Below are 17,510 nucleotides of genomic sequence, written 5' to 3'. Positions count from 1 at the left end.
TTTCCCTGTCTCACAGCGCTTATTTAATATACAACACATTCACAGAAAATGCAAGCCTTTTTTTAAATTTTTTATTTTTTATTTTTTCCAGATCCACCTGCCGCTTCGTCAGCGGATTCACGAGGATTTCCTGCGTCGAATCCGCTGACGCGTTTTTACACTTCAAACAGCAAATCCGCATATCCGGGCATCGGCCAGAACGAACGGTCTACCTTCATCTCGAGCGCATCTACCGGTGCGCGCAGGGCTTCCATTGCAGGAACGATCTCGTCCCGATAAAAAAATGCCTGCTTTCTCGCATCTTTCTTCTGCACGTTTCCGTCTGCTTCCTTTTGTTTCAGGTCTTCCAGCGCGGCGGAAGCCTGAGACAGCAGAGCAGAGGTATCCTTCAACAGCGTTTTTGAAACGCTGCTGTCTGCACCGACTGATTCCAGGGAAGCGATGGTATCCGCCAACGTCTTTGTGTACCGAATGACGGCAGGGAGAATATCTTTCGACGCCATATCGATCATCGTCTTTGCCTCAATATGAATCGTCTTGACATAGGTTTCGTAAACAATCTCTTTTCTGGATTCCAGCTCTGCACGGTTGTAGATGCCGAAACGCTCATACAACCGGATCGCCTTATCGGTCGTCAGTGCCTCCACCGAATCGATCATACCCGGGAATACCGGAAGTCCGCGTCGCTGCGCCTCTTTCTCCCATTCCTTCGAATAACCGTCTCCGTTGAAAAGAATGCGCTGATGTGCCGTCATATATTCCTTAATCAGATCGTGCACCGCCATGTCGAAATTTTCTTCCCCGGCAGCTTCCAGTCGGTCAGCAGCTTCGCAGAACGCCTCTGCGACAATTGCGTTGATCGTCGTCGTCGGGCTTCCGATCGAATCCGAAGAGCCGACCATACGGAACTCGAACTTGTTTCCGGTAAAGGCAAACGGAGAAGTACGGTTTCTGTCCGTCGCATCCATCGGCAGATCAGGCACAGTGGAAACGCCGGTATGTAACGTAGACCCCTCCAGGCAGGAACGGGCTTCGCCGGTTTCCACAAGCTGTCTTACCACATCCTCCAGCTGTGTGCCCAGAAATACGGAAACGATTGCCGGAGGCGCTTCGCTTGCGCCGAGACGAAGATCGTTACCGACGTTGGAGGCGCTTCTGCGCAGCAGGTCGGCATGTGTATCCACAGCCTTGATAACGCAGGCAAGCACCAATAAAAACTGAATATTTTCATTGGGCGTCTCACCGGGATCGAGCAGATTCATGCCGGTATCCGTCGTAATCGACCAGTTGTCGTGCTTGCCGGAGCCGTTAACGCCTGCAAACGGCTTTTCGTGCAGCAGGCAGCGCAGGTTATGACGCTCTGCCACCTTTTTCATCGTCTCCATGACAAGCTGGTTGTGATCCATTGCAATGTTCGCAGTTTCATAGACCGGGGCAAGCTCGTGCTGCGCGGGTGCAACCTCATTGTGCTGCGTCTTTGCCGTCACGCCGAGCTTCCACAGCTCCACGTTTAAATCCTTCATAAACGCACCGATCCGCTCGCGGATCACGCCGAAATAATGATCCTCCAGCTCCTGCCCTTTCGGTGCGGGCGCGCCGAACAGCGTTCTGCCGGAAAAAATCAGGTCTTTTCTCTGTAAATATTTTGCCCGGTCAATCAGGAAATACTCCTGCTCCGCGCCGACAGACGGAGTAACTTTTGTCGCCGTCGTGTTTTTGTTGAACAGACGAACGATTCGCATCGCCTGCTCGGAAATTGCTTCCATCGAACGAAGCAGCGGAGTCTTTTTATCGAGTGCCTCACCTGTAAAGGAGCAGAACGCCGTCGGGATACACAGAATCACACCCGTCGCATCTTCTTTTAAAAACGCAGGGGAAGTGATATCCCATACCGTATAACCTCTCGCTTCAAATGTGGAACGCAGACCGCCGGAGGGAAATGACGAAGCGTCCGCCTCGCCCTTAATCAGCTCCTTGCCGGAAAACTCCATCAGCATCTTTCCGTTCTCATCCGGATGTGTCACGAAGGAATCATGCTTCTCCGCCGTGATGCCGGTCAGCGGCTGGAACCAGTGCGTGTAATGGGTCGCGCCATGCTCCACTGCCCAGTCCTTCATCGTCTTTGCCACAACGTCCGCTGTCGCGTTGTCTAACTCACCGCCATGCTCCATGACGCGTTTGACTTCTGCGAACGCTTTTTTAGGAAGACGCTCCTGCATCTTTCCAAGGGTGAATACATTTTCTCCAAACAGCTTTTCCACATTCAGCACTTCACTCATTCGTCCGTCTCCTTTTCGACAATTGTACGAAGTAAATCTCCCGTTTCTGCGGCCTCCGAAAGCGTCAGCCACAGCTCCTGCTTCGGATGGGGCGCACTCTCCATTTTTTCCTCCTGATCATCCTGGATCTGCAGCACCTGACATGCCACATTTCTTCCGTCCGGTTTCATGATCTCGATCATATCGCCCACGCAGAATTTATTGCGCTGTTCGATTCTTGCACGGCCCTTATGATCCGTCTCGTAAACAGTGCCCAGATAAACTGCATCGCTTTGATAGGTATTAGAATCATAAATCTGAGATTCTTCATTCGGCTTTCCGTAATAAAAGCCCGTCGTAAACTGTCGATAGGTACAGCGTGAAATTTCGCGGTGGTACCAGTCCATATTGGCGCGGTATTTTTCTTCGGATTCCAGACAGTCATCAATCGCTTTCCGATATGTCCGCGCCACCGTCGCCACATACAGCGCTGTCTTCATCCGTCCTTCTATTTTAAAGCTGTCAATTCCCGCATCCAGCAGATCCGGAATATGCTCGAGCATACACAGATCCTTGGAATTGAAAATAAACGTTCCTCTTTCGTTTTCATAAACCGGCAGATATTCGCCCGGTCTGGATTCCTCCATCACCGCATATTTCCAGCGGCACGGATGGGTACATGCACCGCGGTTGGCATCCCGTCCGGTAAAATAATTGCTCAGAAGGCAGCGGCCGGAATAGGAAATACACATCGCGCCGTGTACAAAGCTCTCAATTTCCATATCAGACGGAATATGGCTGCGGATTTTCTTCAGCTCTGCCAGGGAAAGCTCCCGGGCGGAAACCACACGCTTTGCGCCCAGATTCCACCAGAACAGCCACGTCTCGTAGTTCGTGCTGTTTGCCTGCGTGGAAATGTGCAGCTCGATCTCCGGGCACACTCGCTTCGCAATCATGAACAGTCCGGGATCGGAAATAATCAGCGCATCCGGCGGAACCGGTCTGCCGTCTTTTGTTTTTAAGTGCTTCAGCTCCATAAAATAATCCGAAGCCGCTTCCAGATCTCCGTTATGCGCTAAAATATTCGCTGTCACATAGACCTTAACGCCCCGATCATGCGCATAGGCGATCCCCTCCGCCATATCCTCCGGGGAAAAATTCTTCGCCTTTGCCCGCAGTCCAAACGCCTCTCCGCCGATATAAACTGCATCCGCTCCAAAATTGACCGCAGTCTTTAACACCTCAAGACTGCCGGCCGGAATCAGCAATTCCGGTTTTTTCATCTGATTTGCTCTCCTCATTCTCCATTTCACGGCTGCGCGTTCTGCTCTTTTTCGGGCAGCTTCACGCTCAGCGTCGCTCCGTCTCCCACCGGAAGCACGACCGTTTCCAGCTCGTCATGGTGGGTCAGTGTGTATAAATATTCCCGCATCCTCGCATGAATCGTCCGATCGCGTCTGCACACCGCATAGCGGGATTCGATGATATTGCCTTCCTGCAGCACATTATCCGAAACCAGCAGACCGCCCGGCGCAAGCAGGCGCAGGACGTCCGGCAAAAAGTGCATATACTGTCCTTTCGCCGCATCCATAAAAATAAAATCAAACGGCTGCGACAGCTCTGCCAGAATTTCTGCTGCATCGCCCTCCAGCAGCGTGATCTTGTCCTCCCGACCGGCTGTTTTGAAGTTCTGTTTTGCGATCGGAATCCGTTTTTCATATTTTTCAATCGTCGTAATATGGCAATTCTCCGGCATGTATTCGCTCATAAAAAGAGCGGAATAACCAACGGCCGTCCCTACCTCAAGGATAGAAGACGGCCGTCTGAGAGTCAATAGAAAACGCAGCAGACTTCCCATCTCCATCCGGATAATCGGCACGTTATCCTGCAGCGCACTGCTGCGAATCTCGTCCAGCCATGCAGGCTCTCCGGGGTCCAGAGAATTGATAAACGTTCGCATTCTCTCTTCTACAATCATTTATCGTCTCCGCCTGCGCCCATCACATCCATCATTTCATCCGGCGTCATCGCAGTGGAAAGCACATAGTCGCCCGCCACAAAGCCGTCCTCTGAATAGTTGGATAAGCGCTCCTGAATATAAAACAGTCTCTCTTCCCGGACCAGGCCCTTTTCGCAGAGCTGCTTCGCAATCCCTTTAAAATCCATTCCGTCCGTAATTGTTACGTTTATTTCGGTTCCGGGTTCCTCCGAAATTGCAGGCTCCCCGTAAATCCGCACACCGTACTTATACGCGGAAACTGCGAAATAGTAGATCAGCATCACAGCGACAATGATCAGAACCACATTAAAAATCGTTCCGACCACACCGCCTGCAATATTTTTTGCCACAGAGTTTTTTTTCGACTGATGCTTTGCTTTTTTCTTGTTACTCAAAGTTCACTGCCTCCACGATTTTTCCGTTGATCTCCTGAATCATCCTGCAAAAATCCAGCTCTGCGTTCAGGAATGCGTCCACCAGCGGGTTTTTGCGGAACTCCTCCAGACGCCTCGAAAATTCATCCGTCCTGTCAAAAAGCTCATCCGACTGAACCGAATTCTGCAGCTCAAAATTTTCCTGCCGGAACCGGTCGATCTGGGCTTTTAATTCCGGTTGCTCCTTCATAATCTGTTTCTGTCTGTCATATTCTCTGTATTCTTCAGAAGCGATTACCGCGGCAATCAGTTCCTCCAAAGCTGTCTCAACTCTGCTCATGTTTCCCCTTACTTTACACTTCCATAATGATCGGTAAAATCATCGGGCGTCTCTTCGTCTTTTTCCAGATAAAGTCGCCTAAATTGTCCTTGATCGCGGTCTTGATTCTGCCCCAGTCGGTACAGCCTCTGCTCACGCAGCCCTCCATAACGTTTTCCATCAGGTCGCGTGCCTCGTCCATCAGTGCATCAGATTCTTTGACGTAAACGAAGCCTCTGGATACGAGATCCGGACCGCTTGCGATCTGTCCGCTGATGCTGTCCAATGCAACAACAACGATCATGATGCCGTCCTCTGCCAGATGCTGTCTGTCACGCAGCACAACGTTTCCGACATCACCGATACCAAGACCATCTACCAGAATTGCGCCAGCCGCAACCTGTCCGGTCACGCCAGCCTTTTCCTCATTTAATTCCAGAACATTGCCGGAGCGCAGGATGAAAATATTTTCCTTCTGGATTCCGAGCTCCTGCGCAATGCCCGCCTGCGCCTTCAGGTGCTTGTATTCGCCGTGCACCGGAATCGCGTATTTGGGATGAACCAGCGTATAAATCAGCTTGATCTCTTCCTGACATGCATGTCCGGAAACATGGACATCCTGGAAAATAACCTCTGCACCCTTCATCTCCAGCTCGTTGATGACTCTCGTTACAGCTTTTTCGTTCCCGGGAATCGGATTCGAGGAGAAAATAATCGTATCGTTGGGTCCGATGGAAACCTTTCTGTGAACGCTCGATGCCATACGGCTCAACGCCGCCATGTTTTCGCCCTGGCTGCCTGTTGTAATAATAACGGTTCTGTCGTCCGGATAATCCTTCAGGCGGTCAATATCCACCAGCGTATTCTCCGGAATGTTGATGCAGCCAAGGTTCATGGCTGTATCAATGATATTTACCATGCTGCGGCCTTCAACCACAACTTTTCGTCCATATTTATGTGCAGTATTGATAATCTGCTGTACCCGGTCCACATTGGATGCAAACGTCGCAATGATCAGCCGAGAGCCCTGATGCTCATGGAAAATCGTATCAAAAGTATGTCCTACCGTCCGCTCAGACTGTGTAAAGCCTTTCCGTTCCGCGTTGGTGGAATCACACATCAGCGCCAGCACGCCTTTTTTGCCAAGCTCCGCGAACCGCTGCAAATCGATTGCTTCACCAAATACCGGAGTATAGTCCACCTTAAAGTCACCGGTATGGACAACTGTTCCCGCAGGAGAATGGATCGCCAGTGCAGCCGCGTCTACGATGCTATGGTTCGTCTTGATAAATTCGATCCTAAACTGTCCCAGATTTACGGACTGTCCGAATTTGATCACCTTACGCTTCGTGTGACCGAGCAGATTGTGCTCGCGCAGCTTGTTTTCGATCAGTCCCATCGTCAGTCTGGTCGCATAGATCGGAATATTCAACTCCCGCAGCACATACGGAAGTGCTCCGATATGATCCTCATGACCGTGCGTAATCACAAAGCCCTTTACCCGATCCGCATTTTCCTTTAAATAAGTCACGTCCGGAATCACCAGATCGATTCCCAGCATATCGTCATCAGGAAAAGAAAGGCCGCAGTCAACTACAACAATACTGTCTTCGTATTCAAAGGCAGTAATGTTCATTCCGATCTGCTCCAGTCCGCCCAATGGTATAATCTTCAGGCTGGGGCCGTCAATATTCACTTTTTTTGTTCTTTTCAAGCAAAATTACCTCCATTTTTATTTTTATAGCAGGGATAAATCACGTTGTGCTGCACGAAAAAGGTGCTTGCATTTATTCCTTTTCAAGCTCAATATCCTCGAGCATATCTGTAAAAATCGCAGCCACTGCATCCATTTCTTTATCGTCATCTACGATGCTGTAAATGGCTTCTTCGTCCTCCGGCGCAGAAACATCCTTTAAAATCAGCGCTTCCGCATCGTCGTCTTCACTGTCTGTTACCAAAATATAATCAACTCCGCCGAGTCTGGTCTGTTCCAGCACAAAAAATTCAACGGCTTCCCCGTCCTCCGGGCAAAATGTAATCTTTTCCAAAGCTTAATTCTCCTGTCCGTTCTCTGTCTGCATCCGCTGTCTGTCCAGATATTCCTGTAAAATCAGCACAGCTGCAATCATATCCACATATTCCTTCCGGTTTTCCCGGCGCACGCCGACTTCCATCATCGTGCGGTCCGCTGCAACCGTCGTCAGTCTCTCATCCATAAATGCCACCGGAAGTCCGGTTCTGCGTGCCAGCTTATCCGCAAATTCCTTCGTCTTCTCCACGCGCTCTCCCTCTGTGGCGTTCATATTTTTCGGAAGACCGAGCACAATCTGCCCGACCTCGTATTCTCCGATCAGTTCTTCAATTCGCTGCAGCGTATGGCGCAGCTTATTCTCTTCTTTTCTTCTGATGATTTCGATTCCCTGGGCAGTCACAAAAAGCGGGTCGCTGATGGCAACTCCCACTGTCTTGGAACCGAAATCAAGCCCCATCACTCGCATCCCGCTTCTCCTTGTTGTTCCTCTGGTCGCTCAGCGCTTCCAGTGATTCTTCTCGATGTACTCCTTGAGCATTTCCTCAACCAGCTCGTCGCGCTCCACCCGTCCGATCAGACCGCGTGCGTTGCGATAGCTGGTAATATAGGTCGGATCTCCGGACATAATATAGCCGACAATCTGACTCACCGGATCATAGCCTTTTTCAGAAAGTGCTTCATACACTTCAGAAAGGATCATTTTTACGCCATTTTCCGGCTCTACTTCTACTTTAAAATACTGTGTATTTTCCAAATCCTGCATATTGTCACGTCCTTTGTTCAAAGCTCTATATCTTATCTTACCCTACTTCTCTTAAAAATTCAATGCAATTTCCAAAACCTCGTCCGACAGGAAAGAAACCGCTCGTCCGTGCACCAGCCGGTTCGAATAATCCATGCATTCTGCACTGTCCGCCGCAAACGCAGCCTTTACATAGGTATCCGTATGACCGAGCCAGTATACCTTTCCGCCGATCTCCTTCTGCTCTTCGATCAGGACTTCCACTTCCTGTCCCAGATAATGCGCACGGAATTCTCTGGACTGTTCCTTTTCCAGCGCCAGCAGCTGTCCGCTGCGTTCCGTCTTCTGAGCGTCCGTCAGCTGTCCGGGCAGTTTGTCTGCAACCGTACCTTTTCTGCGGGAATATTTGAAAATATGCATTTCAAAGAAATGAACCTTTTCCAGAAATGTCTTCGTCACCGCAAATTCCTCCGCAGTTTCTCCAGGGAAACCGACGATTACATCCGTCGTAATCGCAGGATGTTCAAAACACTTGCGGAGAATCTGCACTTTTTCATAGTATTCCTCCGCCGTATAATGTCTATTCATCCGCTTGAGTGTTTCATTGCAGCCACTCTGCAGGGACAGGTGAAAATGCGGACAAAGCTGCGGAATCGCCGCCAGCCGTCCGGCAAACTCTTCTGTGATGATACGGGGCTCCAGCGAACCCAGACGGATTCTGCGGATGCCGTCCACCTTTGCGATTTCCTCCAGCAAAGAAACCAGATAGGCACGTTCAAACGCCGTTCCCCGCAGATCTTTTCCGTTTTTCAGGTAATCTCCGTCCGTCTCTCCGATAAAATCCATGCCGTAGGAGCTCAAATGAATACCGGTGATGACTACCTCCTGAAAGCCTTTTTCCGCCAGCCCTCTCACCTCAGCCAATACATCCTCCTGCTTTCTGCTCCGGACGCGTCCACGCACAAATGGAATAATACAATACGAGCAGAACTGGTTGCAGCCGTCCTGAATCTTGATATACGCGCGCGTGTGCTCCGTGCTCTGCTCCATGCGCATTTCCTCATACTCCCGCACAGCGCCGATGTCTGTCACGGCACTGGCGTCTGCAGTATGCTCCTCCAGATACGCCTCCAAAATCTCCACGATATCCTTTTTATGCTGGTTTCCCACCGCCAGATCAATGCAGTCGTCCATTCTGTTTTCCTCGCCCGCCTGTACAAAGCACCCGACCGCAACGACAACCGCGTCCGGATTTCTGTGCTTTGCCCGGTGCAGCATCTGACGGCTCTTCCGGTCTGCAATGTTGGTTACGGTACAGGTATTTACAATATAAATGTCCGCATCGGAATCAAAAGGCACAATTTTATATCCCCGATCTTGTAACTTTTGTTGCATAACCTCCAGCTCATACGCATTCACTTTGCAACCTAAATTATGTAATGCAACACTTTTCATATTATTCTCCACCATTTTTGTTACGTTTGATAATTGACTTTTGTGACGATAGTTTGCTAATATAAGATCAGAAAGTGTGAACCCAAAGGAGGTAGTTATCATGAAAACAGTTCAGATTTCCTTAAACTCTATCGATAAGGTAAAATCTTTTGTAAACGACATTACCAAATTCGATTACGATTTCGACTTGGTATCCGGCAGATACGTTATCGATGCTAAATCTATCATGGGTATCTTCAGCCTGGATCTTTCCAAGCCGATCGACTTAAACATCCATGCAGAAGACACCAATGTTGATGCTGTACTGGAAGTTCTTAAGCCCTACATGATCTAATTCAAAATGGATCAGAAAGCTCTCCGAGAGATCGGGGGGCTTTTTTAGTTGTTTTCATACTGAAAACAACTAAAAAAGCCTGAATGCGCAGTGCGGCAATTCGGAATTTGTCACTTACGCGACTTGCCGCACGCGCCCCAAAGGTGCCTTACTGCGCCTCGACCACAATCAGTTCTTCCGTATCCAATGCACGCTGCATCATTTCATCGATGCAGTCCTTTAAGTTCTCTTCATGGCGCTTGATCACTGCGAGATTCGGTTTGGTAACAGGATGCTTTGCGACGAAAATCGTACAGCAATCCTCGAACGGCAGGATTGACGTCTCATAGGTACCGATCTTTTCGGAAATCTCCACGATCTCCTGCTTGTCCAGCCCGATACAAGGACGGAATACCGGCAGGGTGCAGACTTCATTCGTTACCGCGAGGGACTGGATCGTCTGGCTCGCAACCTGTCCGATGCTCTCACCGGTAATCAGTCCGAGGCATTCCGTCTTTTTTGCAATATCCTCCGCGATTTTCATCATATAACGGCGCATAATGATCGTCAGCTCATCGTGCGGGCACTTTTCATAAATCGCCAGCTGAATCTCCGTAAAATTGATGACATGCAGATAGATCGGTCCGCTGTAACGTGCTACCAACTTTGCAAGATCTACAACCTTCTGCTTTGCGCGCTCGCTGGTATACGGAGGTGCATGGAAATAAACCGCGTCAATCTTGACGCCTCTCTTTGCAACCATAAATCCGGCAACCGGAGAATCGATACCGCCGGATAACAGCAGCATTGCCTTACCGTTGGTGCCGACCGGCATACCGCCGGGACCGGGAATTTCGATCGAATAAATATAAATATGCTCGCGTACCTCGATATAAAGCATCACGTCAGGATTGTGGACGTCCACGCGGATCTCAGGGAACGCCTGCAGGATCTTTTCACCGACAGATGCATTGATCTCCATCGACTCCACAGGATAGTTTTTGCGGGCACGGCGCGCATTGACCTTGAAGGTGATGTTTTTGTCCGGATAGTGCTCGTCCATATAGGAAACCGCACTCTCGCACAGCTTGTCGAAGCCTTCGTCTTCGAGCTGAACCATCGGACAGATCGCGCTGACGCCGCAGACAGTCTTCAAGTTGTCGATGGTTTCTTCATAGTCATAATCATCCGATAATACATCAATATAGATACGTCCTCTCGTTCGGCGTACCCGGAATTCTCCTTCGCAGCGCTTTAACGCATACTTGATCTGGCGAACCAGCGCTTCCTCAAACAGATCCCTGTTTTTGCCCTTTACGCCGATTTCTGCATATTTAATCAGAAAAGCTTTATACATGCTCATTTCCTTTCTTTATCCGCAGCATTTGCCTACCGTCTGTCCTCCGACCGCAGGCAGGCTGCAGCGTATTGCTCTCCCGCTTTCCCGGTCGTCTGCACCTCAAAAGCGGAGGTATCCTCTTATCTTCTGGTAAACCGGCGCAGCATCGGAACCAGCTCGTGCAGCACCTGTACTGTATAATCAATTTCTTCCTCTGTCGTAAAGACAGAAAGGCTGAAACGGATCGTCGAATTTAACAGTTCCTTCGGCAGACCGATCGCCCGAAGCGTCGCGCTTCCTGACGTATCCGGGTGGTTCGATGCGCACGCGCTTCCTGCGGACACATAGATTTCCCGTTCCTCCAGCGCATGCAGAAGCACCTCGCTGCGCACACCTGCAAACGACACGCTCAACACATGCGGTGCGCTGTCCCGTCCGCAAAGTCCATTGATCCGCACGTTTTCCATCGTGGAAATGCCGTCGGCAAGTCGTTGTTTCAGCGCATACATCCGATCCAGATCGGTATCCAGGTTCTGATACATCTCCTCTGCAGCTTTTCCCATGCCTGCGATTGCCGGAACATTTTCTGTACCGGAGCGCAGTCCCCGCTCCTGTCCGCCGCCGAACACGATGGGACGGATTTTCACGCGATCCCCGACATACAAAAATCCGATTCCCTTCGGTCCGTGGATTTTGTGTCCCGAAACAGACAGCATGTCGATTTTCATCCGTTTCGGCAGAATTTTTGCCTTGCCATAGCCCTGCACCGCGTCCACGTGGAACAGCGTGTTCGGATTGACGCGTTTGATCAGCTCGCCCGCCTCTGCGATCGGCTCAAGGGCTCCGATCTCATTATTCGTGTGCATGATCGAAACCAGAATCGTATCCGGACGGATCGCCGCTTCCAGATCGGACAAACGGATTTTTCCGTTTTCATCGACCGGCAGATACGTCACCTCAAAGCCCTGCTGCTCCAGATACTGCATCGTATTGAGGATCGCCGGATGCTCAATCGATGTCGTAATCAGATGCTTGCCCTGCCGTGCATTTGCATACGCTGCACCGCGCAGCGCCAGATTATCCGACTCCGTCCCGCCGGAGGTAAAGAAGATCTCCTTGGGCGTAACCTTTAACGTCTTTGCAATCACTTCCCGCGCATGGCGGACATATTCCTCCGCCTGCACCCCTTTATGATGCAAACTGGACGGATTTCCGTAGTCCGTACATAAAATCCCGGCCATCAGCGCTGCCGCGCTGTCCAGACACCGCGTTGTAGCCGAGTTGTCCAGATAACATTCCATAACCTTTCACCTGCTTTTTCCAAAATCTCGAAAAAATCCGTTTGAACCCGGTCGCCACAGGGCAAACCGTTTCCTGCTTTATGATATGCCGGAGTCTTCCAACTGGTACATCAGCCACGCCATCACGGTCAGCCCCGCTGTCTCCGTCCGCAAAATCCGTTTGCCCAGTGTTACCGGCATAAATCCGGACTGCATCGCAAGCTCTACCTCTGCCTCTTCAAAGCCGCCCTCCGGACCGATAAACACACCGATTTCCTGACCGGGCGCTGCGCTTTCGATCAGCTTCCTCGTCCGCATCATTCCTTCGGAAAGCTCGTAGGGAATCAGTTTTAAATCCATCTGCTTCGTCTGTTCCAGCGCTTCCTTTAAAGTGCAGACTGCCCCAACCTCCGGCACAATCCGGCGCTTGCTCTGCTTCGCTGCTGCTTCTGCGATCGACTGCCAGCGCGCCTGCCGCGCTTTCGCCTTTTTTTCATCCAGATGAACGACACTGCGTTTCAACGCCACCGGCACAATCCGGTATGCGCCGAGTTCCACCAGCTTCTGCACGATAAATTCCATCTTGTCCGCCTTGGGCAGCCCCTGGAAAAAAGTCACCCGCGCAGGCAGCTCCAGCCCGTCTTCTTTGATAAACCGCAGCGTACAGATAATTTCCTCCTCCAGAAGCTCTTCGATCCCGCAGCGGTATTCCTTGCCGTCTGTACCGTTGGATACTGCAATTTCTTCGCCCGGCTTCATCCGAAGCACATTTTTAATATGGTTGACATCGCTTCCCGTTATCACAATCCGATTGCCCTGGATCTGGGAAGGCTCCACAAAAAACTGATACATTTGATTTCCGACGCCCCTTTTGGTTTCTTTTCGTCTGTACGACGCGCTTCAACCTGTGTTGTGTTGCATTTCATTTCATCCTGCGCACTGCGTTTCCTTCTTCCGTGCGGTCACGCTGACCCATTCGCCCTGATATGTTACCTCGAGCAGTTCCAGGCCTGCTGCCTTTACCGCCTCCGTTACGACCGTTTCCTTATCATCGATGATACCGGATGTGATGTAAATGCCGCCTTCTTTCAGCTGATTTACGATCACGGGTGTCAAAGGAACCAGAACGTCCGCTAAAATATTCGCAACGACGATATCGTATTTTTCATAGCCCACCTGATCCTGGACTGCCTTGTCATTGATGATATTTCCGATCATCATTTCAAACTGCTCCGGTGCAATGCCGTTGTTTGCCATATTGTCCGCAACCGCATCCACCGCGCAGGGATCGAGGTCTGTTCCGACCGCATGCTTTGCGCCGTACATCAGAGATAGAATTGCCAGAATACCGCTGCCGGTTCCCACATCCAAAAGCTCTGTCTCCGGTGTGATAAATTTTTTCAGCTGACGAATGCACAGCTGCGTTGTCTCATGCATACCGGTTCCGAACGCCGTGCCCGGATCAATGTGCAGGATCATCTTGCCCTGATCCTCCGGTTTGACTTCCTCCCAGGACGGAATTACCAGAAGATCGTCGATGTAAAACTGATGGAAATACTGCTTCCAATTGTTGATCCAGTCGATATCCTCGGTTTCATCTACCGCAATGCTGCCTTCCCCGATCTCACAGAACATGCGCAGACCGTCCAGCTCTTCCTTCACCTTTTCGCAGATCTGCGCTTCGGTCACAGGCTCGCCGTTTAATTCCAGACTGCCGTCCTCTTTTTCTTCCACAAAAAAGCTCAGATATGCGATGCCGTCGTCCGCAGGGCCGTCCGGCAGAATGTCTACAAACATCTGCTCCTTTTCCAGCGCTGTCAACGGAACCTTGTCCTCGATCTGCGCACCCTCCAGCCCGATATCGTACAGGGTGCTGATAATAATATCTTCTGCATCTGTCACGGTTTTTATTTTAAATTTTTTCCACTTCATCTGAAACACCTCCCGAAAACACACTAACTCAGTTTTTTACTATAACACAAAAACAGGCGCTTGTGCATCCGCAAAATGCACAAAACGCCTGCCACTTCCTGAATTACATGTTACAGTCCACTCGCGTTATTTGTCTTTATTGAAAAATCCGCGCTTTTTCTTTTCTTTATGCGGAGCTTCGCCGCTGTTGATGCGTTCTGCCGCATGTAAGCTGTCTTCTGTCGCTTCGTCGAACTTGCGCAGCAGCTCTTTTGCTTCTGCAGAAAGATGTTCGGGAGTCTGTACAACCAGAGTTACATAATGATCGCCGCGCAGATCCTTGTTGCGCAGAGACGGTACGCCCTTGCCTTTTAAACGAACTCTCGTATCAGTCTGGGTGCCTGCCTTGACGTCATAAATCACCTTACCATCCACGGTATCGATGACAACTTCGCCGCCCAGTGCCGCCACTGCAAAGGAAACCGGAACAGTGGAGTAGATGTTGGTATCCTGACGCTGGAAAATCGGATGCTGTCCAACGATAACTTCTACCAGGACATCACCTCTCGGACCGCCATTGATACCGGGCTCGCCCTGTCCTGCCAGTCTCTTGCACTGACCGTTGTCGATACCTGCCGGAATCGTGACTGCAAACCGTTTCTTCATCGGAACAAAACCGCTTCCGTGACAATCGGTACACTTTTCTTTGATAATCTTACCGGTACCGCCGCAGTCCGGGCACGCCTGAACGTTGCGGACTGTTCCAAAGAAGGACTGCTGCGTAAATACAACCTGACCCTTGCCGCCGCACTTCGGACAGGTTTCCGGGCTGGTTCCCGGCTTCGCGCCTGTGCCGTGACAGGTCTTACACTCTTCCTTCACCGTCAGCTCGATTTCTTTTTCTGTACCGAATACAGCCTCTTCAAAGGTGATTCTGACGCTGGTGCGCAGGTTTGCTCCCTTCATGGGACCGCTTCTTGCGCCGGCAGAGCCTCTGCGTCCGCCAAAGAGATCTCCGAAAATATCCCCAAAAATGTCTCCAAAATCTGCGCCGTTAAAATCAAAACCGCCGAAGCCGCCAGCTCCGCCGGCGCCACCGTCAAATGCCGCATGTCCGAACTGATCGTACTGACGTCTCTTTTCGGGATCACTCAAAACAGCATATGCTTCGGATGCTTCCTTAAACTTCTTTTCTGCTTCTTTATCTCCAGGGTTCATATCCGGATGATATTTCTTGGCAAGAGCACGATATGCCTTTTTGAGAGCGGCGTCATCGGCATTTTTGTCAACACCGAGGACTTCGTAATAATCTCTTTTCTGTTCCGCCATAATTCAAACTCCTCTATTAAAGCTTATCTTCATATAACGCATATCTGCAGCATATGCAAAAATACCGCAAAGCATCCGTCCTGCATAGGTTGCAGATATGCGTTTACACACGGATAGGGGCCTGAAAGAATCCGGCCCCCATTGTACATTCTTCCGGTCCGACACAGCGTCATCTGGCACTGTGCCGATTTACCGGGTATTATTTTATACTTCTCTGAAGTCTCCGTCAATAACATCATCATCCGGATTGCTGCCTGCACCTGCATTGCTGCCTGCACCTGCTGCATTACCCATATCAGGACCTGCCTGACCAGCTGCGCCCTGCGCCTGCTCATAAACCTTTGCAAATACTGCCTGAGCGGACTGCATCAGTTTCTCCTGAGCTGCCTTGATGTCAGCTACCTGACTGTCTGTCAGCTCCTGATCCTTGGTGGACTCCAGCAGGGATTTCAGTGCATTCAGATCTGCTTCAACGCCTGCCTTTGCGCTTGCGTCTACTTTATCGCCAACCTCATTCAGAGCCTTCTCGGTCTGGAATACGAAGGAGTCTGCGCTGTTTCTGGTGTCGATTGCGTCTTTCTTCTTCTTATCCTGTGCTTCGAACTCAGCAGCTTCCTTCACTGCCTTGTTGATATCATCTTCGGACATGTTGGAACCAGCAGTGATGGTGATGTGCTGTTCCTTGCCTGTGCCCAGATCCTTAGCGGATACATTTACGATACCGTTTGCATCGATATCGAAGGTAACCTCGATCTGCGGTACACCACGCATTGCAGGCGGAATACCATCCAGACGGAACTGTCCAAGGGACTTGTTGTCCTTTGCGAACTGTCTCTCGCCCTGCAGAACGTTGATATCAACGGCTGTCTGGTTATCAGCTGCAGTAGAGAAGATCTGGCTCTTCTTAGTAGGAATGGTTGTATTTCTCTCAATCAGTCTGGTTGCGATACCACCCATTGTCTCAATGGACAGAGACAGAGGAGTTACATCCAGCAGCAGGATATCACCTGCGCCTGCATCGCCTGCCAGCTTACCACCCTGGATGGAAGCACCCAGTGCAACGCACTCGTCAGGGTTTAAGGACTTGCTGGGTTCATGACCGGTCAGCTGTTTTACCTTATCCTGTACAGCCGGGATACGGGTAGAACCACCGACCAACAGTACCTTGCCAAGCTCGGAAGCGGTAATGCCTGCATCCTTTAATGCGTTCTGAACCGGAATTGCAGTACGCTCTACCAGATCGCTTGTCAGTTCATCAAATTTTGCTCTGGACAGATCCATATCAAAGTGCAGAGGTCCGTTTGCATTCATGCTGATGAAAGGCAGGTTGATGTTGGTTGTTGTCGCACTGGACAGCTCCTTCTTCGCCTTTTCAGCTGCTTCTTTCAGTCTCTGCATTGCCATCTTGTCTTTAGACAGGTCTACGCCCTGCTGAGCCTTAAATTCGGAAACCATCCAATCAATGATCTTGTTATCGAAATCATCGCCGCCCAGATGAGTATCACCATTGGTTGCCAGAACTTCGATAACGCCGTCGCCGATTTCGATGATGGAAACATCGAATGTACCGCCGCCTAAGTCGTATACCATGATCTTCTGTTCTTTTTCGTTGTCAAGTCCGTATGCCAGAGCTGCTGCGGTAGGCTCGTTGATGATACGCTTTACATCGAGGCCTGCGATCTTGCCGGCATCCTTGGTTGCCTGACGCTGAGCATCGTTGAAGTATGCAGGAACAGTGATAACTGCTTCGGATACCTTCTCGCCCAGATAGTTCTCTGCGTCAGCTTTCAGCTTCTGCAGGATCATAGCGGAAATTTCCTGAGGGGAATATTTCTTTCCGTCGATGTCTACCTTGTAGTCCGTACCCATATGTCTCTTAATAGAAGCGATGGTGCGGTCTGCATTGGTAACTGCCTGACGTTTTGCAGGCTCGCCGACCAGTCTCTCACCGGTCTTTGTGAATGCAACTACGGAAGGTGTTGTTCTTGCTCCTTCTGCATTTGCGATAACGGTAGGCTTGCCGCCTTCCATAACTGCTACGCAGCTGTTTGTTGTACCAAGGTCGATACCAATAATCTTACTCATAACTTTTCTCCTTCTGCCTTATCGGCTATCTCAAGCAATGTCTTATGTTCTGTTCAAATCTATGAAAAGCTGCC

At 50.3% G+C, this 17,510-nt stretch carries 17 protein-coding genes; 1 reads left to right on the top strand and 16 read right to left on the bottom strand.

The window, feature by feature from the left end; all coding sequences use genetic code 11:
- Positions 1-155: 155 nt before the first annotated feature.
- From ACLTOQ_RS03630 to mtaB, 10 genes are all read right to left on the bottom strand, one after another.
- Positions 156-2,279 (bottom strand): glutamine synthetase III, encoded by a 2,124-nt coding sequence (locus tag ACLTOQ_RS03630; RefSeq protein WP_021914766.1) that lies wholly within the window; start codon positions 2,277-2,279, stop codon positions 156-158.
- Positions 2,276-3,541 carry a U32 family peptidase gene (locus ACLTOQ_RS03625; protein WP_349173686.1) on the bottom strand — a complete coding sequence of 422 codons (1,266 nt, stop codon included), beginning with the start codon at positions 3,539-3,541 and terminating at the stop codon, positions 2,276-2,278. Before ACLTOQ_RS03625 ends, ACLTOQ_RS03630 begins: the two co-directional genes overlap by 4 nt.
- 26 nt (positions 3,542-3,567) lie before the next feature.
- Positions 3,568-4,236 carry an O-methyltransferase gene (locus ACLTOQ_RS03620; RefSeq protein ID WP_262587914.1) on the bottom strand — a complete coding sequence of 223 codons (669 nt, stop codon included), beginning with the start codon at positions 4,234-4,236 and terminating at the stop codon, positions 3,568-3,570.
- On the bottom strand, positions 4,233-4,652 hold the full coding sequence (locus ACLTOQ_RS03615; protein ID WP_412318768.1) for a hypothetical protein: 420 nt from the start codon (positions 4,650-4,652) through the stop codon (positions 4,233-4,235). Before ACLTOQ_RS03615 ends, ACLTOQ_RS03620 begins: the two co-directional genes overlap by 4 nt.
- The gene (locus ACLTOQ_RS03610; RefSeq protein WP_021914770.1) at positions 4,645-4,971 is read right to left on the bottom strand and encodes a YlbF family regulator; all 327 of its coding nucleotides are present in this window, start codon (positions 4,969-4,971) and stop codon (positions 4,645-4,647) included. The genes ACLTOQ_RS03615 and ACLTOQ_RS03610 overlap by 8 nt, the downstream gene beginning before the upstream one ends.
- 13 nt (positions 4,972-4,984) lie before the next feature.
- Positions 4,985-6,664 carry a ribonuclease J gene (locus ACLTOQ_RS03605; protein WP_021914771.1) on the bottom strand — a complete coding sequence of 560 codons (1,680 nt, stop codon included), beginning with the start codon at positions 6,662-6,664 and terminating at the stop codon, positions 4,985-4,987.
- Between the two features lie 73 nt (positions 6,665-6,737).
- On the bottom strand, positions 6,738-6,998 hold the full coding sequence (locus ACLTOQ_RS03600) for a DUF1292 domain-containing protein (protein WP_021914772.1): 261 nt from the start codon (positions 6,996-6,998) through the stop codon (positions 6,738-6,740).
- Between the two features lie 3 nt (positions 6,999-7,001).
- Entirely contained in the window at positions 7,002-7,448 is a 447-nt protein-coding gene (gene ruvX / locus ACLTOQ_RS03595) for a Holliday junction resolvase RuvX (RefSeq protein ID WP_021914773.1), read from the bottom strand.
- A gap of 30 nt (positions 7,449-7,478) precedes the next feature.
- The gene (locus ACLTOQ_RS03590) at positions 7,479-7,745 is read right to left on the bottom strand and encodes an IreB family regulatory phosphoprotein (protein ID WP_021914774.1); all 267 of its coding nucleotides are present in this window, start codon (positions 7,743-7,745) and stop codon (positions 7,479-7,481) included.
- 51 nt (positions 7,746-7,796) lie between these two features.
- Complete coding sequence (gene mtaB, locus ACLTOQ_RS03585) at positions 7,797-9,179, bottom strand: tRNA (N(6)-L-threonylcarbamoyladenosine(37)-C(2))-methylthiotransferase MtaB (protein WP_412318767.1); 1,383 nt, start codon at positions 9,177-9,179, stop codon at positions 7,797-7,799.
- A gap of 100 nt (positions 9,180-9,279) precedes the next feature.
- Here mtaB and ACLTOQ_RS03580 point away from each other — a divergent pair, with 100 nt between their 5' ends.
- On the top strand, positions 9,280-9,513 hold the full coding sequence (locus ACLTOQ_RS03580; protein WP_021914776.1) for an HPr family phosphocarrier protein: 234 nt from the start codon (positions 9,280-9,282) through the stop codon (positions 9,511-9,513).
- Between the two features lie 148 nt (positions 9,514-9,661).
- On the opposite strand, the gene thiI is transcribed toward ACLTOQ_RS03580, so the two are convergent.
- From thiI to dnaK, 6 genes are all read right to left on the bottom strand, one after another.
- Positions 9,662-10,849 (bottom strand): tRNA uracil 4-sulfurtransferase ThiI, encoded by a 1,188-nt coding sequence (gene thiI / locus ACLTOQ_RS03575; protein WP_117961430.1) that lies wholly within the window; start codon positions 10,847-10,849, stop codon positions 9,662-9,664.
- Positions 10,850-10,971: 122 nt separating this feature from the next.
- Entirely contained in the window at positions 10,972-12,132 is a 1,161-nt protein-coding gene (locus ACLTOQ_RS03570; protein ID WP_021914778.1) for a cysteine desulfurase family protein, read from the bottom strand.
- A 78-nt stretch (positions 12,133-12,210) separates the two neighbouring features.
- The gene (locus ACLTOQ_RS03565; RefSeq protein ID WP_021914779.1) at positions 12,211-12,963 is read right to left on the bottom strand and encodes a 16S rRNA (uracil(1498)-N(3))-methyltransferase; all 753 of its coding nucleotides are present in this window, start codon (positions 12,961-12,963) and stop codon (positions 12,211-12,213) included.
- Positions 12,964-13,038: 75 nt separating this feature from the next.
- The gene (prmA, locus tag ACLTOQ_RS03560) at positions 13,039-14,043 is read right to left on the bottom strand and encodes a 50S ribosomal protein L11 methyltransferase (protein ID WP_021914780.1); all 1,005 of its coding nucleotides are present in this window, start codon (positions 14,041-14,043) and stop codon (positions 13,039-13,041) included.
- Between the two features lie 126 nt (positions 14,044-14,169).
- A complete protein-coding gene (dnaJ, locus tag ACLTOQ_RS03555) occupies positions 14,170-15,351 on the bottom strand; it encodes a molecular chaperone DnaJ (protein WP_337560797.1) in 1,182 nt (393 codons plus the stop codon).
- Positions 15,352-15,555: 204 nt separating this feature from the next.
- Positions 15,556-17,436, bottom strand: coding sequence for a molecular chaperone DnaK (gene dnaK / locus ACLTOQ_RS03550; RefSeq protein WP_337426962.1), 1,881 nt, complete (start codon positions 17,434-17,436; stop codon positions 15,556-15,558).
- Positions 17,437-17,510 lie beyond the last annotated feature (74 nt).

The sequence above is a fragment of the Gallintestinimicrobium sp. genome, assembly GCF_046968865.1.
GTDB classification, from domain to species: domain Bacteria; phylum Bacillota; class Clostridia; order Lachnospirales; family Lachnospiraceae; genus Gallintestinimicrobium; species Gallintestinimicrobium propionicum.
This window is presented reverse-complemented; position numbering and strand designations above follow the sequence as displayed.